The organism is Veillonella parvula (genome assembly GCF_036456085.1).
In the GTDB taxonomy this organism is placed as follows: Bacteria; Bacillota; Negativicutes; order Veillonellales; family Veillonellaceae; genus Veillonella; species Veillonella parvula_E.
In genome coordinates, this window is the sequence record NZ_CP138632.1 from 1,538,760 (window position 1) to 1,556,830 (window position 18,071).

At 41.3% G+C, this 18,071-nt stretch carries 13 protein-coding genes and 1 riboswitch; of the genes, 2 read left to right on the forward strand and 11 right to left on the reverse strand.

The window, feature by feature from the left end; all coding sequences use genetic code 11:
- Positions 1-165 precede the first annotated feature (165 nt).
- The 4 genes from PK1910_RS07440 to PK1910_RS07455 all read right to left on the reverse strand — a co-directional run bounded on the left by PK1910_RS07440 (position 166) and on the right by PK1910_RS07455 (position 6,373).
- Positions 166-423, reverse strand: coding sequence for a hypothetical protein (locus tag PK1910_RS07440; RefSeq protein WP_004698152.1), 258 nt, complete (start codon positions 421-423; stop codon positions 166-168).
- Between the two features lie 347 nt (positions 424-770).
- Positions 771-2,024: a methylmalonyl Co-A mutase-associated GTPase MeaB gene (meaB, locus tag PK1910_RS07445; protein ID WP_058948290.1), complete on the reverse strand. Its 1,254-nt coding sequence runs from the start codon at positions 2,022-2,024 to the stop codon at positions 771-773.
- A complete protein-coding gene (gene scpA / locus PK1910_RS07450) occupies positions 2,017-4,206 on the reverse strand; it encodes a methylmalonyl-CoA mutase (RefSeq protein WP_004694550.1) in 2,190 nt (729 codons plus the stop codon). Before scpA ends, meaB begins: the two co-directional genes overlap by 8 nt.
- A gap of 4 nt (positions 4,207-4,210) precedes the next feature.
- The gene (locus PK1910_RS07455) at positions 4,211-6,373 is read right to left on the reverse strand and encodes a methylmalonyl-CoA mutase family protein (protein ID WP_008602042.1); all 2,163 of its coding nucleotides are present in this window, start codon (positions 6,371-6,373) and stop codon (positions 4,211-4,213) included.
- Positions 6,374-6,663: 290 nt separating this feature from the next.
- A riboswitch (cobalamin riboswitch) is annotated at positions 6,664-6,839 on the reverse strand.
- A gap of 168 nt (positions 6,840-7,007) precedes the next feature.
- Between PK1910_RS07455 and rarD the strand changes: the two genes are divergently transcribed.
- Entirely contained in the window at positions 7,008-7,904 is an 897-nt protein-coding gene (gene rarD / locus PK1910_RS07460; RefSeq protein ID WP_058948291.1) for an EamA family transporter RarD, read from the forward strand.
- 105 nt (positions 7,905-8,009) lie between these two features.
- On the opposite strand, the gene PK1910_RS07465 is transcribed toward rarD, so the two are convergent.
- Positions 8,010-8,909, reverse strand: a complete 900-nt coding sequence (locus PK1910_RS07465) for a DUF3829 domain-containing protein (protein WP_058948292.1) — start codon at positions 8,907-8,909, stop codon at positions 8,010-8,012.
- Between the two features lie 184 nt (positions 8,910-9,093).
- Positions 9,094-9,741: a tetratricopeptide repeat protein gene (locus PK1910_RS07470; protein WP_058948396.1), complete on the reverse strand. Its 648-nt coding sequence runs from the start codon at positions 9,739-9,741 to the stop codon at positions 9,094-9,096.
- Between the two features lie 118 nt (positions 9,742-9,859).
- On the opposite strand from PK1910_RS07470, the gene PK1910_RS07475 reads away from it, so the two are divergent.
- Positions 9,860-9,934, forward strand: a complete 75-nt coding sequence (locus PK1910_RS07475) for a type I toxin-antitoxin system Fst family toxin (protein WP_229039624.1) — start codon at positions 9,860-9,862, stop codon at positions 9,932-9,934.
- A gap of 263 nt (positions 9,935-10,197) precedes the next feature.
- Here the strand turns inward: PK1910_RS07475 and PK1910_RS07480 are convergent, their stop codons facing one another.
- The 5 genes from PK1910_RS07480 to fucO form a co-directional block, all read right to left on the reverse strand.
- Positions 10,198-13,020 carry an FAD-binding and (Fe-S)-binding domain-containing protein gene (locus PK1910_RS07480; RefSeq protein ID WP_058948293.1) on the reverse strand — a complete coding sequence of 941 codons (2,823 nt, stop codon included), beginning with the start codon at positions 13,018-13,020 and terminating at the stop codon, positions 10,198-10,200.
- 498 nt (positions 13,021-13,518) lie between these two features.
- Entirely contained in the window at positions 13,519-14,313 is a 795-nt protein-coding gene (locus PK1910_RS07485) for a sulfite exporter TauE/SafE family protein (RefSeq protein WP_058948294.1), read from the reverse strand.
- 25 nt (positions 14,314-14,338) lie between these two features.
- On the reverse strand, positions 14,339-14,788 hold the full coding sequence (locus PK1910_RS07490; protein WP_012864970.1) for a GNAT family N-acetyltransferase: 450 nt from the start codon (positions 14,786-14,788) through the stop codon (positions 14,339-14,341).
- A 52-nt stretch (positions 14,789-14,840) separates the two neighbouring features.
- Positions 14,841-16,385, reverse strand: coding sequence for a ClC family H(+)/Cl(-) exchange transporter (locus tag PK1910_RS07495; RefSeq protein WP_058948295.1), 1,545 nt, complete (start codon positions 16,383-16,385; stop codon positions 14,841-14,843).
- A gap of 298 nt (positions 16,386-16,683) precedes the next feature.
- Entirely contained in the window at positions 16,684-17,835 is a 1,152-nt protein-coding gene (gene fucO / locus PK1910_RS07500) for a lactaldehyde reductase (RefSeq protein WP_058948296.1), read from the reverse strand.
- Between the last annotated feature and the right edge of the window lie 236 nt (positions 17,836-18,071).

The window sequence follows — 18,071 nt, forward strand, 5'->3', positions numbered from 1 at the left end:
TAATTCGCTAGATAGACATAAGCTAGCTAAAGTCCACAGGATAAAATTAGGGTTATAGGGCAAAACCAACACGTTTTGTCCTATAACCCTAAAATTAAAATACAAAAAGGCTGCACTAGAAATGATATACATTCTAGTACAGCCTTTGATACGTTCCTAAATAGATTAGTCTTTTTTAATAAAGCCTACAATGAAGCCACCTACTGACAGTGCAATGCCTAAACCGCTACAGAACATACCAATAGAATACCACAATGTGTAAGATTGGTTATTCTCAGAAATCGCCTTTGCTGCCGCTTGAGCATTTGTAGCATTTCTCGCAATTTCCAAATTAGCCGCCCCTGGATCTGGATTTAATAATAGAATCGCAATACCAATAATTAGAACGACTACACCTACAGGTAATAATAATTTTTTGTTCATTTGAATGCCCCTCTCGTAACATTAAACGATTAATAAATAATATAACTTAATTATACACTGATTTTTGCATTTTAAAAAGATGAACTTATATATTAATCAACTTTTATTAGACAATTAATGGGAACTAGTTATTATGACATAGAAAAAGGCATAGTATGCAACTACTATTGGTCCAAATCCAACAGTGAACATTGATACTATGCCTTTTACAAATACATCTTTAATTATATCGAAATACATACGATTGCTAACGGAGTGCGTATTAAGATAAGTTATGCCGGTTTATCTAATATATATTTAGCAATACCATATATATTTAACAATACAATATGTATTTACCGATCTAATTATTGTAAGGACTTATCGAAAACGCCAATAAGCTCTTCAACGGCTTGAGATTCGCTCATTTCACCGTCTAAGACAGCAGCTTCGACTTCGCCCATGCGACCTTGAATGACTACATTGTTAAAGAATAGGTTGTGCAAGTGTTCGTCAATCATATCGCGTACCCAACGGAGGGATTGTTCTTGACGGCGTTTTAAGAAGACCCCATTTTCTTTGCCTTGTTCAGTAAATTCTTGGATAACATCCCACAATTCATCGAGGCCATCCTTTGTAACAGCTGAACATGTATAGGCTTGAGTCTTCCATTTTTCCGTAGCTGGACGAATGTAATGTAACATCCGGTCATAATCGCTACGAGCAATGAGAGCCCGTTTGAGGTTATCCCCATCAGCCTTGTTGACCACAATAGCATCAGCAAGTTCCATAACGCCTTTTTTGATGCCTTGCAATTCATCGCCTGCCCCCGTTAAAACGATGAGCATAAAGAAGTCTACCATGGAACGCACGGTAACTTCGCTTTGCCCAACCCCAACGGTTTCAACGAGAATAATATCGTACCCAGCAGCCTCGCAAAGTAGCATAGTTTCTCTACTTTTACGAGCCACACCGCCTAGCGTACCACCAGCCGGCGATGGACGAATATAAGCATCTGGATGTTTCGTCAACGTTTCCATCCGCGTTTTATCACCCAAGATACTGCCTTTTGTGACTTGGCTCGTAGGGTCTACAGCCAGTACGGCAACCTTGTAACCCGCTTCAATGAGCATGTTACCGAAGGCTTCAATAAACGTACTTTTACCGGCCCCAGGCACACCAGTAATACCGATGCGCAACGCCTTGCCCGTACGAGGCAATACGGCTTGCAACACTTGTTGAGCTAGTTTGAAATGGTCCTTATTATTACTTTCTACTAATGTGATAGCCCGTGAAAGTATAACGCGGTCCCCCTGCTCGATACCGCGTACATAATCAGCGACAGTTAATTTCTTTCGCCGCTGTACGGGACGTACCGCTGGAGCCAGATGAGCAGAGCTGGATAAGAGGCCGTCATGCATTTCCTTGACGCCTTTCATTACGTGACACGCATAAGTGTCATCTTTCTTCGCTTCTTCTGGCACCCAGTCGGGACGATAGGTACTACCCTCGGTGCTTGCGTTTTTTACACCTAATTCAGGGGCCTTACCTTCACCAGTGGTGAAAGTTGCGTCCTGTGTATTGCGCAATTCATCCGGAGTAGGCCGTTTGTTATCAGTCATGAGACTCGTCTTGAACGTGACTAGTCAATGTTTCTAGTAATTTTTTCGCCGCTACTGGCAAAACTGTACCAGGGCCAAAGATAGCCACTGCGCCATGTTCGCGTAGGAATTCATAGTCCTGAGCAGGGATTACGCCGCCGATGGCAACTAAAATATCTCCACGGCCCCGCTTGTTGAGTTCCTCTACAAGTTGAGGCAATAATGTCTTATGCCCCGCCGCAAGAGAACTAAATCCGACAATATGAACGTCATTATCCACCGCATCTTGTGCTGTTTCTTCTGGAGTTTGGAACAAAGGTCCGATATCCACGTCAAAGCCCATGTCCGCGAAGGATGTCGCGATAACTTTGGCACCACGGTCATGACCGTCTTGGCCCATCTTCGCAATCATGATACGAGGACGACGACCTTCGAGTTCTTCAAAGTTATCCGCCATTTGGCGTACTTCTTTGATTACATCGTCATCTTCAAATTCGCTGGAGTATACACCGGAAATAGAGCGAATAACCGCTTTATGACGACCGCATACCTTTTCAACAGCAAAGGAAATTTCACCCAAGGATGCACGAGCACGAGCCGCTTCAAGTGCAAGGGCAAGCAAGTTGCCTTCGCCCGATTCTGTAGCCTTTGTGATCGCTTCAAGACAGGATTGAACCTTTTCTTCATCCCGGTTAGCACGCAATTGTTCGAGACGACGAATTTGCGCTTCCCGTACAGCCGTGTTATCTACGTCGAGGATATCCAATGGATCTTCTTTATCTAGACGATATTTATTGATACCAATAATCGCTTCACGACCGGAGTCGATACGAGCTTGGCGACGAGCAGCAGCTTCTTCGATACGCATCTTAGGAAGACCAGTATCAATCGCTTTCGCCATACCGCCAAGAGATTCGATTTCTTGAATATGACCCCAAGCGCGACGAATCAATTCATCTGTCAACGCTTCTACATAGTAGGAACCGCCCCATGGGTCGATAACCTTACATACCTTAGTTTCATCTTGGATGTAAAGCTGAGTATTACGCGCAATACGTGCGGAGAAGTCCGTAGGCAACGCAATAGCTTCGTCAAGCGCATTCGTATGTAGAGATTGCGTATGGCCCAAAGCCGCGCCCATCGCTTCCATACATGTACGAGCCACGTTGTTGAACGGATCTTGTTCTGTAAGAGACCAACCAGATGTTTGGCTATGAGTACGGAGTGCCATAGATTTAGGATTTTCAGAGCCGAAGCTATTGATAATCTTAGCCCACAACATGCGAGCTGCACGCATTTTTGCCACTTCCATGAAGTAGTTTTTGCCGATTGCCCAGAAGAAAGACAACCGTGGTGCGAACTGGTCAACATGAAGCCCCGCATTAACACCGGTACGGATATATTCGAGACCATCGGCCAATGTGTAACCTAATTCGATATCTGCAGTAGCGCCCGCTTCTTGCATATGGTAGCCTGAAATGGAGATACTGTTGAACTTAGGCATGTACTGGGATGTATACGCAAAGATATCACCGATAATACGCATGGATGTAGCTGGAGGGTAAATATAGGTATTACGTACCATGAACTCTTTCAAGATATCATTTTGGATTGTACCAGCCATAACCTTTTTATCTACACCTTGTTCTTCACCAGCCAAGATGTAGAACGCCATTACTGGCAATACGGCGCCGTTCATTGTCATGGATACGGACATTTGATCAAGAGGGATACCAGAGAATAGAATTTCCATGTCGAGGATGGAGTCTACCGCAACACCCGCTTTACCAACGTCACCTACTACACGAGGATGATCGGAATCATAACCACGGTGAGTAGCAAGGTCAAAGGCGATAGACAAACCTTTTTGGCCTGCTGCCAAGTTACGACGATAGAACGCATTGGATTCTTCCGCTGTGGAGAAACCAGCGTACTGACGTACTGTCCAAGGACGAGTAACATACATTGTGGAATAAGGTCCACGCAAGAATGGAGGTACACCAGCCATATAGTCAAGGTGTGTCATTCCTTCATAATCCATCTCTGTATAGAGAGGTTTTAGTTGGATTTGCTCCATTGTTGTATTATATAAATCTTCAAAGCTTTTTCCTGTTTCTTTTTGAAGTTCAGCAAGCCATGCATCGCGAGATGTTGCTGTCTGAGATCCCAAGCCAAGAGAGGAGAAGTCTGGATTTTTAAACATGAGCTCACATCCCTTTCTTATCTTGTAACGTATTCAAGATTTCGTAACAATTTGCACGAACAGAAATGAAGTCGTCTACGCCAGCTTCACGGTATACAGGTTCTAAGTCCTTAGGAGGTGCCCCTGCTAAAATAACCGTTACATGCGGCATAGTTTCTTTCAATTCCTTAGCGAGTGGTGGTACCAATTCTGGATAGGTATCATCTGTAGAACAGATAACAACTACATCAGCACCACTTTCACGAGCAGCCTTCGCCGCATCAGCCGTTGTTTCATGGCCATCATTTTTGATAACTTCAAAAGCCCCTACTTCGAAGAAGCCTGTGGAGAAGTCCGCACGAGGTTTATGTTGAGGGATTGGCCCCATGTTAGCCAAGAATACCTTCACATTATCTTTCGTACGTTGTTTATAATTCTCAGTGCGCATGCGAAGTGCTTCAAACTGTTCAGTCCAGCGATGAGCTGCAATGGATTCAATCGTTTCGGAAGCAATATCGCCAGCATCTAAAGCCTTGCGGATTTGACGTATTGTTAATTTTTGTAATGCACCGAGTTCAATAAGGCCAATCAAAGCGCCTGGCTCTGTCGTACCTGCTTCTAGGGTAGCCTGTGCTTTCACAACCGCATCTGGCTCCGCACTCGCCAAGTACTCTTCGATTTGAGCAACCCGTTTTTGACGCAATGTTTCTTGATTTTCTGGTTTTGGATCAAGCAATTCTTCAGTCATATTCGCATACATGTTGTTACCTACAGCCACATCTTTGCGGAATGCAAGGTTTTTGAAGCGTTCATCAAGAACTGCTTTAACTTGAGCTTGTGGATAGCCTTCTTTCAAGGCTGCTATTATACCACCTTTAGCCTCAATAGTTTGGAATTCAGCCCAAATTTTTTCGCATAATTCAGCTGCCAATGTTTCCACATACCAAGAGCCACCTACAGGGTCCACTGGTTGACGCAACTCGAATTCAGTTTGCAACATAACTTGAATATTACGGGCAATACGGCGAGAGAAATCGTCAGCTTTGCGAATTGGTTGGTCAAATGGGGATACTTCAAGGCTATTCAAACCGCCTACAACGCCAGAGAATGCTTGTGTTGTATTGCGCAACAAGTTTACATATGGGTCGTATACAGTTTTTGTGAAAGCCGATGTTCTGCCGTGTACATGAACAGCACGGTCAGCTTCTTCGGCACCGAACGCTTCCATGATGCGCGCCCAAAGCACACGTAATGCACGTAATTTAGCAATTTCCATGAAGAAGTTTGCACCCAAGGAGAATGTAAACATCATGCTGTTAGCAATAGTGTGAATATCGATGTTACGTTGTGCTAATTGACGCACATAGCAAACTGCTGTTGCCAATGCATACGCAACCTCTTGTACATCGTTCGCGCCACCATTAGCGTATACATCACCAGATACGAGTACAGTTTTAAGCTCTGGAGCTTGCTCTTTAGCCCATACAACAGTATGTGCCATTTCATCAAAGGCTGTATCTAAAGACATATGCAATGTACCATCTTTAGCCCAAACACCAATAGGGTCTGCACCAACGAGACCTTTCAAGTCAGAGGTTTGTTTTTTAGATCCTTTCACCGTAGCGGCTAACATACCGAGCAAGATAGCTGCAGAAGCACCTGTTTCAATATATAAAGGATTTTCCTTTAAATTAAAGCGCTCAATCAATTGTCTACAATCATCCATAGTAGACAGAGATGTACCGCCGATACCAACAGCTGCGCCTACTTGCACATCTTGATCATGGCGTGTTGCTTCATCAAGGCGAATATTGTGAATGGTGCCGCCTTTTACAATTTCGTATAAACTTGCATGATTAGCATCCTTAGGAAAGGATTCGTCTACATATTGGGATACACCCCAAGAGTCTTTAATATAACCACTTGCCTTTGTGCCACGTAGGAACTCACCTGCTCCAGGATATACACCCTTTGGAATTTTTTCTCCATGCAATGCAGGCGTGTAAATTGGTTGTAACGTAATTCCCTCATAGGTTTTAGTGAACATCTTCTTGTGGAAGTCGCCACCTTTTAACGCTTTTTCAACCTCGGCCTGCCATTGTTCATACGTAGGTTTCTTAAACTCATCAAAGGATACAGGTGCTAATAAATCACGTTCAGCATCCTTTGAAGTCTTTTTGTCAGACATATATGTGCCTCCTTTTCAACTCGAAACCATACCGAGAAACAGCGCACCGTACCTGCGAATTGTTAGATATATGAATCACTCGAGCTTTATCTTATTGGACCACATCAACCTCAAAATGTGTCCATCGGTTTAATGTCTATAAAACTTGACGCATATACTCAACATCCACTCTAAGGGCAATAAAAAACGTGCCACCTAAAGTGACACGTAAGGTTTCTTATTGAAAGGTACACTAAAAAATACTGTAGCCAGCATACCCCAATCCCCTTCCTATCGCTCGTAGGTACATAACGGTGATTATCAAATAGGCAGTTCTCCTGGCTCGGGATCATCACCTCGCTTTCGCCTTCCCAGATTACTCCAGTGACATATATGAAAGCAGGCTCATCCTTACAGTGGCGGGACCGCATCGGCTTATACCGATTTCTCTATTAAGTCTTACGACACCTATTCTCTATATTCGTTGTTCTAAGTCCAATATAGTGTAACAATATGCACAAAGTCAATGAACATAACATTTAATCATAAGTACCAAAACTAAAGTTATAACTGAAAATCATATGCAATAACTAAAATGCATGAGTTAAGAATTTAAGGATTAATGATATAATAAGTACTATCACGAGGAGGCATTATGGACCATACAAGTAAAAAAGGGTTAATCACAGCCCTTAGTTGTTATATAATTTGGGGCTTACTCCCTCTATATTGGGCATTATTAAACCATGTTTCACCGTATAATATACTGGCACAACGCATTATCTGGTCAGGTATTTGCATGGCGATCGTTGTATTTGGCCTACATTTTAAACAATTCAAAAAGGACTTTCAATTACTAAAAGAACAACGTTCACAACTATTCCTACTTTTAGTTGCGGCAGTCATCATCAGCGTAAACTGGTTCACCTACATTTGGGCCATCGCCAATAATCAAGTTATGAACACGAGCCTTGGCTATTACATCAACCCACTCTTCAATGTAGTATTAGGTGTCATCCTATTTAAAGAGGTTCTATCGATACCCAAAAAGCTGAGTGTCCTTATCGCTACCATCGGCATCGCCTTACTCACCTATCAAGTAGGATCCTTGCCATTAGTATCGATGATTCTCGCCGTTTCCTTCGGTCTCTATGGGGCTGTAAAAAAGAAACTGCTCATCTCTCCCTTTACGAGCATCGCCTTTGAGGCCTGGCTATTAACACCACTAGCCTTACTATATACGACTATGGTCGATAATACCGTGTGGTCCTATTTCGGCACAGACTGGTATACAACCATGTTGCTCATAGCCTGCGGTCTAACTACATCTGTCCCATTGGTGCTATTCTCCTATGGTGCACAGCTATTACCGCTCAATCTACTAGGCTTCTTGCAATATGTATCCCCTACCATTGCCTTGTTGCTAGCCATCTTTTACTTTGGTGAAAGCTTTGGCACACCGCAGATGATTGCCTTCAGTTGTATCTGGATAGCCTTAGTATTATTCTCCTTATCAAGCCAAATTACAACGCGCATTAGCCTTAAAAAGTAATACATCTACTAATCAACTAAAAAGCTGTATCAAATGACATTCTCATTTGATACAGCTTTCTTTTATATAAACGTATTAATCTAACTTATTTTAATCTAATTTATTTCAATCTAACTCATTCATATTGGTCGTATTCAGATTAGAAATGTAATGGTTATAGGCCTCAATCATACGATTATAGTCATTATCTTGTTTTGATCCCATATAGGTACGAATTGCACCAATCGTAGAGTTTACAGAAGTCTTAACAGAATCATACTTAGGACTAGTAATGCCATTTGATACATCACCAATAGCTTGCAACTCTTGATTGATAGCATTTACATCTAATTGTTTTTCACTATCGATCTTTTCTAGGACCGCAGTAAGTCGCAAATGAACCTCTTGTGCTGCAGCTGCATTTTTCTTGCCTGCATCACGCAATTGTTGTAACCGTTGTTGCAAGCGGTCCGTATTGATTTTATGCATAACATTATCAAAGTCAGCATAAATAGGAACAAATTGTTCATACAATTGAACATATTTAGGACCTAATTGTTGCTCCTTAGCATAGTTATCTGTGGTATACCCTTTAGATTTATAGTATGCATCGAGCTCTTCGGCCACCGGTGTAATTTCATTCAATTTTGAAAGCAACTTATCTAAAGGCTCCTTCATTTCATCATAAGGAATACCGGCTTGCTTAGCCTCTTCTAATTCTTTTTGTAGCTGCTTAAAGTTCGGTGCATTAAATACAGTTAAATGCTGCCCCGCTTTTAACTCATTAAGAGTTGGCGTATTCGCATAATCAAACATTACAGCCATGCGATTGTATCGGCTTACAGCTTTCACATATTGATTAAATAACTGCACCTGATCCTGCTCAGACCGTTGCGCAATTTCCTTACGGCTCTGTTCAGTACCCTGCCATAACTCTGACATACTACAACCGCTCAACAATAAGGGTGATGTTAATGTCGCCGCACACAACACAGCCATTACTACCCTTTTACCAAATGGTTTCATGATGAATCCTCTCCTTCCATCAATACACAACCTAATTTATACATATTAATTATATACTAATATGATTTTTATGAATAGGATTAATATATAAAGGTCATGTATCAATTTTGTCAAGCGACTAATAGAATCAGGAAACATCATTTCTACTCTAATAGTATTATTAATTGCTCAATAGATTTAAAAACTATAACCCAACCAATGTTTTAAATCGCCTATTATTGTGAAAGCGTTCAAAATGGTCTTGTTCGGCTGCAACAGCTTTTACAGAAGGATCAATTTTTATAGCCTTTTCTAGCCAATCAAGGGCCTTAGTATCTTCCCCTTGGTCTGCATAAATGGTAGCAATACCATACACAGACCAGGTGTTACTAGGGTCCTTTTCCAATACCTTTTCAAACCATTGTTTAGAATCGTTTAACTGACCTTGTAGCTTATAAACCATAGCCATATTATAGTAATTGGCCACATTATTAGGGTCTAAATCATAAGCCTTTTTAGTATCTGTCAACCCTTTAGCTACATCACCATTTAATGCTGTTGCAAAGCCGCGTACAGAATAGGCTTCTCCGTTGTTAGCATCTTGTTTAATAGACGCAGTGGCTTCCTCTATGGCTTTCGAATACTCACCAGCAGATAAGGCTTGCTTTGCTGTAATTAGATGGTCATCTTGCTTAGTAGTCGCTTGGCTGTTTCCCGCAGCAGATGCAGAGGAACCAGTTGCAGTAGCAGAACTAGTTGCATTTGATTCTGTTTTATTACTATTCGTATTTTGATTCAATCCACATCCCGTAAGAGCTATTATTAAAAGAAAGAAAAGCACAAATTTCTTCATTAAGAATTCTCCGATCATTAATTATATACAAGACTCCTTAGCATGATGATATAATATTAAATACCTCCCGAAAGGAGGTGGTATATTGCAGGAGCTGTTTTATGCACTCTGGGGCACCTTGCTTGCCCCTATTATTGTTGCCTTAGTTGTAACTACCTACAGCTACTGGCTTAACAATAAAAACAAAAAATAAGCAAGAAAAAGGACGAGCTGCCACTCGTCCTTTTTTTTGGTTATATTGCAGGTAATTTCATACACTCTACTACCTACGTTTAGTATACCACATTTCTTAGAAAAATAAAGAATTAGCAATAAATCTCATAAAATCCCTAAAAAACTATTACTAATTTTAACATAATTTGCGAGCAATATTAAAGCAACATTAATATAAACTACCAGTTACTTTAGCATAAACTACTAGCAACGTTAACGTAAATAGCAATAGATATACAAGACTTATTTCTTAGCCTTAGAACAACGATCTAATAGGAATGCAACGCCAACGAATGGGATGCCACCGCTTTCACCAAGACCGATTTCACAGGTAGAGCTGGAGCTTACACCTAGTGTTGCACCGTATTCAGCGATTTCAGCAGCAAGGTCTTTGGTAGCACATTTGTTAAGTTCTGGTGTAAAGAACCCTTTTTGACCAGCAAAGCCATCGCATGCAAAAGATTTAATGTTAAATACATGGTCTGTGCATAGACGAGCCAAATCTTCAATATATTGAGATTTATTCAAGGATTTAATCTTACATTGTTTGTGTACGATGACCCGTTCATCACATTTTTCAATATCGAGATGAGGCACAACGTATTTACACAAGAATTCAGAAATATCGTTGATTTCTAAGTCTGGCATGTGTTTGAAAGCATGGTTGAAACATGCACTATGATCGATCACGATTGGATATTTACCGTTTTGAGATGCTTGCATCAATGCATCGTGTAAGTCCTTAACAGCACGCTCATGAACGTCATTATAGTTTTCAAAACTCAAGCCACAGCAGAGGTTTTCGATATGTTGAGGGTAGATAATATCGATATGGGCCTTGTTGCAAAGGCTTTCCACTACTTGTTGCAAGCTGCGTTCATCATCGTAACCTTGATTAGGTTTGAAAGCGCGGTTCGCACAGGTACTAAAGTATACAACCTTTTCAAAATTAGTCGGTTTAATGCGACTTCTCAATCTGTAGCGATTAGCCTTAGGAGTTGTTTTAGGTACATATGGTGTAACACCTGTTACGCCATGTAAGCCTTCAGTAATCTTGGAGATCGCTTTTTGTGTAATGATAGATCCTGCAATGCCTTCAAGACTTACACCAGCACGGCACATTTGAAGTGTAGTAGGGAAATTATCGTAAATCTTCTTAGCCAATTCTGGTGCTGGAGGATCGATGCGGCGCATAGATAATGCAATTTGAGCCGTATCGATGCTGAGTGGGCAAAGGCCTTTACACATGGAGCACGCAGCACAGGTATCTACACCAAAGTATTCATAGCCTTTTTTAAGCTCTGCAGCCAATGTGAAATTGCCTTCGTTTTCAAGGCGTTTTGTTTCACGCAACAATGCAATACGTTGACGAGGAGTCAATGTTAAATTGCGGCTTGGACAATGTTTTTCACAGAAACCACATTCCATACAGATTGTAAAAGCATCATCGATAACGCATTGAGCTTTAAGATTTTTCTTATACACATCTGGGTCATCAGTAATGATAACATCAGGATTCAAGATACGTTCAGGGTCAAAGATAGCTTTAATACGACGGTTGATTTCGTACGCTTTACGCCCCCATTCCATTTCAATAAATGGTGCCACCATACGGCCTGTACCATGTTCAGCTTTTAAAGAACCACCGAAGCCAGAGACGCGTTCAGACATTTCTTTTACCAAGTCACCGAAGTTCTTAGTATCTTTAGGATCGCTGAAGTCAGGTGTAATGTTAAAGTGAACATTACCAGATAACGCATGGCCAAAGATTACGCCACCGTCTACGAAATCGTATTTGTGGAATAATTCGGTAAGCATTTCGATGCCCTTAGTGAAGTCTTCGATTTGGAAGCATACGTCTTCTGTAATAACAGTGGTGCCTTTTCTACGTTGACCACCAACGATTGGCAAAATGCCTTTACGGATAGCCCACCAAGAATCGTATTCTTTAGGATCTTGGGAGTAAAGACTTGGAATAGCTGTTGGAATATCTTTCAATTTATCTTTAATAAAAGCTAAGTTTTCATCGACAGTTTCTTTGGAGTAGCTTTCAGTTTGGAACAAAATAGCACTTGTACCTTCAGGAACTTCGCGAACGAAGTCAGGCACATTGTCTAGCGCTTGAACGGCCTTAAGGGATTGATAGTCCATCATTTCCGCAGCAACAACCTTGTCACGACCCATATTAGCCAAGGCTACAACAGCAAGAGATGCATCGTTCAATGTTTTAAAGAACATGAGACCGCAGCCTTTATACGGTACGTCCTCAACAGTGTTATATACGATTTCAGACACGAAACCTAATGTACCTTCAGAACCGATGAACAAGTGGTTGATGATATCGATAATATCTTCAAAATCAACAAGGGAGTTCAAGCCGTAACCTGTGGTATTTTTGATTTTGTACTTATGGTGAATCAAGTGTGTCAACTCTTCATCGGCCAAAATATCCTTACGCAATTGTAAGATATCCTCTACCATTTGAGGTTTTTCTTTAAGGAATTGATCAATACTCTTTTGGTCAGACGTATCAAGGATGGAGCCATCTAATAACACAACGCGAATGGACCGAATTGTTTTATAAGAGTTTTGCGCCGTACCACAGCACATACCAGAGGAATTATTATTCAAGATACCACCTACTAATGCTGTGGCAAGCGTTGCAGGATCTGGACCAATTTTACGATTGTACGGTTTCAATAAATCATTCGCATCGGAACCGATAACACCGCATTCACATTTCAAGGCTTTCCCATCATCAATAACTTCCATTTTCTTGAAGCCATCATTACATACGATGAGCACATCTTCACTGGAGCATTGACCAGACAAGGAGGAGCCGGCCGCACGGAATGTAAATGGTGTCCCACATTGTTGACACAAACGAATAAGTCGTCTTACTTCTCGTTCATCTTCAGCTTTAACAACTACCTTTGGTAAATAGCTATAGCAAGACGCATCAACGCCATATGCATAACGACGTAAATGATCGGTGTATACGCGACCTTTACAAATCTCATTTGCCTCCTTGGCAAAACGTTCATAATCTCTAATAAGTGTACTCACTTCTATTTCCTCCTATCCTTTCTTAAGGAATCTATTACTTTTAGTATACGCCGTTCTCATTCTCCTCACTATAATTATGCATAATTTATATCTCTTCTAATAAAAATCGATATGCATTACCTTTTTATTTCCTCAGTTGAAAGTACATCTCATTAGCATTATCATGTACCCATTTTTCCTCATATACAATCAAGAATCCTTATTTATTAAGCATGTATAGATATAGTCAGTAATTATATGCTAAAACCTCTCTAAATAACGATTCGTACTACCTATAATTCTATAGTAAATACATTACTAACATTATGCATAAAAATAGTATGATTTATATATTTTAAATTTTTCATTCTCATTTATAGTTCTCTATGACTTTTAGTTATACCCTTTTATAAAATGCTGAAAATACAGAAAGCCCTCTAATGATAAACACTTACGAATCACCATTAGAGAGCTTTACTAAATTATGCTTATTAAAGATAGATTAATTATAAAACCATATTATCCCAAAATACCAGATTTAAGAATGAGACGTACCGCCAATGCAAAGACAGCTATGCTCATGAGGGCGAGGATAGCTTTTGCTTTGAGACGTTTTGCAATACGAGCACCTACTTGAGCACCAAAGATAGCGCCAATACTAGTAGGGATAGCAATACTAAATATGATGTGGCTTTCAATTAAATGTGTAATAACCCCCACCGTTGTTGATACGGCGAGAATAGATTGACTTGTAGCCGTTGCCATATGGGTAGGAAAGCCCATGAGATAAATCAAAGCCGGCACATGGATGAGGCCACCACCGATACCAAAGATACTCGAAATAAAGCCAACAAAAAAGCTAATACTAATACCGATAGGTTTACTATAGCTCAACTGCTCAAGAGTAAGGCTTTCTTCCTTTCTTTCCCCTTTTCTAAAATTTTTAAAACCAATCAATACGGATGCACACAGCATAAAGCATCCAAAGGCAAACATAAAGCCTTTACCAGAGAACCATCCAGACATTTGGGCACCTAAAATAGCCCCCGGGAAGGTAGCAAGACTAAAGATGATAGCAGCGTTAATGTATACCTTTTTTTGCTTAAGATACGCTATAGATCCAGAAATGGCGTTACACATAACAGAAAAAAGCGATGTTCCTACGACCATAGATGGAGACCACTCTGGGAACCAGTACATAAAGAGAGGCACAAAGACAAGTCCCCCACCGGCACCGATGATGGTGCCAAGCATAGCTGCTAAAAAGCCAACTACGGTAAAGAATATATAAAATGCCACTATATTATCAAGCACATTAAAACCTCCCATGCCGTTTGAATTATTGTTTCTCCATATATACAAAGGATAATCCCGTTTCATCCTGTATTTCTCTAACGGCTTTATACCCCATTTTTGTATATAACTTTATATTAATCCAGCTTTTCGTACATGTATATAATACACGCCGGTCTTGACTGCATTGTTCATCTACGAAAACTAATAACTTCCGAGCCAACCCTTGTTGCCGATAGTTTGGATGCACCATCAAGCGACCGACCTCTACCACGCCATCGTCATATTGATAGCGAATACCTCCGATGATTCTTCCCCCATCATCTACCAGTTTATAGGTATGCCATTGGGTGAAAGTAGCTTTAAACTCCTCTTCCGACTCCATCAATGCAGGAACCATTCGACTTCCAATCATCTCCGCTTCGCTTTCAAATGTAAGCAATTGCAAACGGTACAGATCCAATACATCTGACTCAGTAGCTTTCACAATTTTCATAAACTACTCCTAATATATACCACGAATCAACGATTAGCTTTAGATATAATGACTAATTTGATTGGAAAAATTCCTTAGCCGCCTTCAATCGGCCACGTTCACAGGAGACTTGTAATTCATCGCCTGGCTCGAGCTTCACATCACCAAGGGGCACAATGTATGTGCCGTTGCGACGAATGCTTACGATGAGCGTCCCATCTGGCAAGGCCAAATCTTGTAATTGTACATCTGTATAGTTTGCCACCACAGGCACCTTCGTTTGAAAGAAGGTTTGCACCGATTCTAGATTGCTTTGACCACTCATGGCTTGCAACAAGGAATCGTAAATCGGCGGTTCTTTTAAAAGCTCCGCCACAAGATAGGCCACGAGCGTAACGATACCGATAGCATAAATATTAGAGAAACTATCCGTCATTTCAAGAACGAGCAAAATCGCCAAAATTGGGGTCCGCATAGCGGCCGCTAACATGCCACCCATGGCACAGATAACGAACTGTGGTACAAAATCAGGAGAAATAAGTCCTAAGGTTGAAAGTAAGCTTTCACAAAAAGCACCTGTTGCGGCACCAATTACAAGCATGGGCAAAAATATGCCCCCTTGAGCACCACTGCCATAGCAGAAGGTGGTAAGTAAAATCTTGCCTAATACGATGCCACCTAAGAGCAATACGCCATGAGATTGAAAGGCAAGCTGACCCACAAGGTCATTGCCCCCACCCAAGAGGAGCTGCGAATCAAAGCCAATGGCTGCCACTGCCACAAAGGTAAGGGCTAATTTCAAGAATCGAGAACATTTGAACCAATCAAAGAACCTCTTGAAAGCAAAAATCATACGGCAGAATAACACGCCACATAGCCCCATGATAACACCAACCATGAGCAATATTGGAAAATATTCAATAGGAACCCCTGAGGTCACCGTAAAGCCTAACGCTGGTGTAAGTCCAAAGATACTAACTGTAATATAGTTAGAAATCAAAGTTGCCACGAAGGTTGGTACAACGAGATACGGATAAAAGCTTTTATGTACCTCTTCAAAGACGAACATCGCTCCCGATACGGGCGCACTAAAGGCAGCTGTTAAGCCTGCCCCAGCACCTGCGGATGTCAAAATACGCTGTTCTCGTAGCCCCGAATTCATCCAGTAAGACACGATTTTGCCGGCAGAACCACCAATCTGTACGGCTGGCCCTTCACGACCTACGGAAAATCCTGCAAAGCCGGTCAGTACGCCACCAATCATTTTAGATACTAGCGTTCGATAGGGCTTCATATCAAAGAGACCTAACATTTCCCCTTCTATTTGAGGAATGCCCGAACCACCAGACAATGGCGCCCACGCTAGCAATCGATCTACGATAAACGCAAAAATGACCATTGCCACAAGCCAACCTATGGCCCATTCCATGGTAATGCCTTCCATCAAATGCCACCTGATATGCTCTGATTCAAGTATCAAATAGCGGTATGATGCCCCAAAAAAACCTGCAATCACCCCAACAAGAGCACCCTTTGCAATGAGCTCCGTTAAGAGCACTCGATTCATGGACATATCTGCCAAGGTAGAACTACGCTTATTAAATTTCCATAATTTCATAACATCCTCCTTAGCAGTGACCAAAACCAACCTTTCCTCTGCCGACATAGGTCTACACGAACTATGCATTCATATCCTTAGTATACTTATGTAAACCACCATTTTCAAGAAAGGATTACGTATAAAAATAGCTTTCTCACGGAACATGAGATAAAAGGTCCGAGTCACAAAACAATAGGTAACTCTTTAAACACAAAGCAAGCCACCTCTAAAAAGAGATGGCTAGTTTTATTAAGCAAGTGTGTAAATGTATTTTCTTTACACATTCGGAGGCATTTGAAATATGTAAAGACGCTAATTAGAATATGGAATCATAGATGCCGATTATTTCTTCTAAGGATGCGTCCCGTGGGTTACCAGGTGTACATGCATCGTTGAAAGCAGATTCAGCGAGGAATGGAATGTCTTCTCGTTTCACGCCCGCTTCGCTAAGGGATTTAGGAATGCCTACATCATCAGCTAGCTTTTGGATGACATCGATTGCTGCTTGACGATAGGTTTCTTGATTCATGCTATCTACATCAGGAACGCCCATAACACGAGCGATTTCACGGTATTTTTCACCTGTAGCAGGGGCATTGAATTTCAATACTGCTGTTAACAGCATGGCACAAGCCTTGCCATGAGGAATATCGTACACAGCACTCAATGGATGAGCCATGGAGTGAACAATGCCGAGGCCTACGTTGGAGAAGCCCATGCCCGCGATGTATTGACCTAAAGACATGGCTTCACGACCTGTATAATCACCAGCCACAGCGCTGCGCAAGGAACGACCGATGATTTCGATAGCTTTCAAATGGAGCATATCAGTTAGCTCCCACGCACCTTTTGTGATATAACCTTCTACGGCGTGTACGAGGGCATCCATACCTGTGGCAGCGCAAAGACCTGTTGGCATAGATGCGGACATATCAGGATCCACGATGGCAACGATTGGAATGTCATGAGGATCAACACAAACGAATTTGCGGTTCTTTTCAACATCCGTAATAACATAGTTAATAGTAACCTCTGCTGCCGTACCAGATGTAGTAGTAACAGCGATGATTGGCAAGCACGGATTCTTAGTAGGCGCTAAACCTTCAAGGCTGCGTACATCGGCGAACTCAGGGTTCGTAATAATAGTAGCAATCGCTTTACTTGTATCGATTGGACTACCACCGCCAACGGCAACGATAACATCAGCGCCAGCCGCTTTACAAGCCTCAACACCAGCCGTTACGTTTTCGATGGTAGGATTTGGTTTGATACCGTCGTAGACTTCATAAGCAATACCTGCCGCATTAAGCAACTCCGTAACCTTTGTAGCCACTTTAAATTCAAATAAATCTGGCGTAGATGTAACGAGGGCTTTTTTGAAATGGCGATTCTTAATTTCGTTCACAATCTCCTGAATCGCGCCTTGTCCAAAATAGGACGTACCGTTCAACATTATTCTGCGAGCCATATACTTCACTCCTAACAAAACAAACTATACAATAAAAAATAAACCGACAGAGAATCACTTTACTTATTAATTCTCTATCGGTTTAATAAAATCCTTGAAAGCTCGTTATGTATACACTATATATTTTTCTATTGTAACGATTCTAAAGTTTGTCTCCATTAAGTGTCAACTCAGATGCGATTTCAATGAATAGTACTTCCACTTTCTATATTCGTTATACGCTTAATTAATTCCTA

What these genes read in the sequence shown, in the direction of transcription:
- PK1910_RS07440 (WP_004698152.1), bottom strand. Translation starts at nt 423, where the DNA reads ATGAACAAAAAATTATTATTACCTGTAGGTGTAGTCGTTCTAATTATT.
- meaB (WP_058948290.1), bottom strand. Translation starts at nt 2,024, where the DNA reads ATGACTGATAACAAACGGCCTACTCCGGATGAATTGCGCAATACACAG.
- scpA (WP_004694550.1), bottom strand. Translation starts at nt 4,206, where the DNA reads ATGTTTAAAAATCCAGACTTCTCCTCTCTTGGCTTGGGATCTCAGACA.
- PK1910_RS07455 (WP_008602042.1), bottom strand. Translation starts at nt 6,373, where the DNA reads ATGTCTGACAAAAAGACTTCAAAGGATGCTGAACGTGATTTATTAGCA.
- rarD (WP_058948291.1), top strand. Translation starts at nt 7,008, where the DNA reads ATGGACCATACAAGTAAAAAAGGGTTAATCACAGCCCTTAGTTGTTAT.
- PK1910_RS07465 (WP_058948292.1), bottom strand. Translation starts at nt 8,909, where the DNA reads ATGAAACCATTTGGTAAAAGGGTAGTAATGGCTGTGTTGTGTGCGGCG.
- PK1910_RS07470 (WP_058948396.1), bottom strand. Translation starts at nt 9,741, where the DNA reads ATGAAGAAATTTGTGCTTTTCTTTCTTTTAATAATAGCTCTTACGGGA.
- PK1910_RS07490 (WP_012864970.1), bottom strand. Translation starts at nt 14,788, where the DNA reads ATGAAAATTGTGAAAGCTACTGAGTCAGATGTATTGGATCTGTACCGT.
- PK1910_RS07495 (WP_058948295.1), bottom strand. Translation starts at nt 16,385, where the DNA reads ATGAAATTATGGAAATTTAATAAGCGTAGTTCTACCTTGGCAGATATG.
- fucO (WP_058948296.1), bottom strand. Translation starts at nt 17,835, where the DNA reads ATGGCTCGCAGAATAATGTTGAACGGTACGTCCTATTTTGGACAAGGC.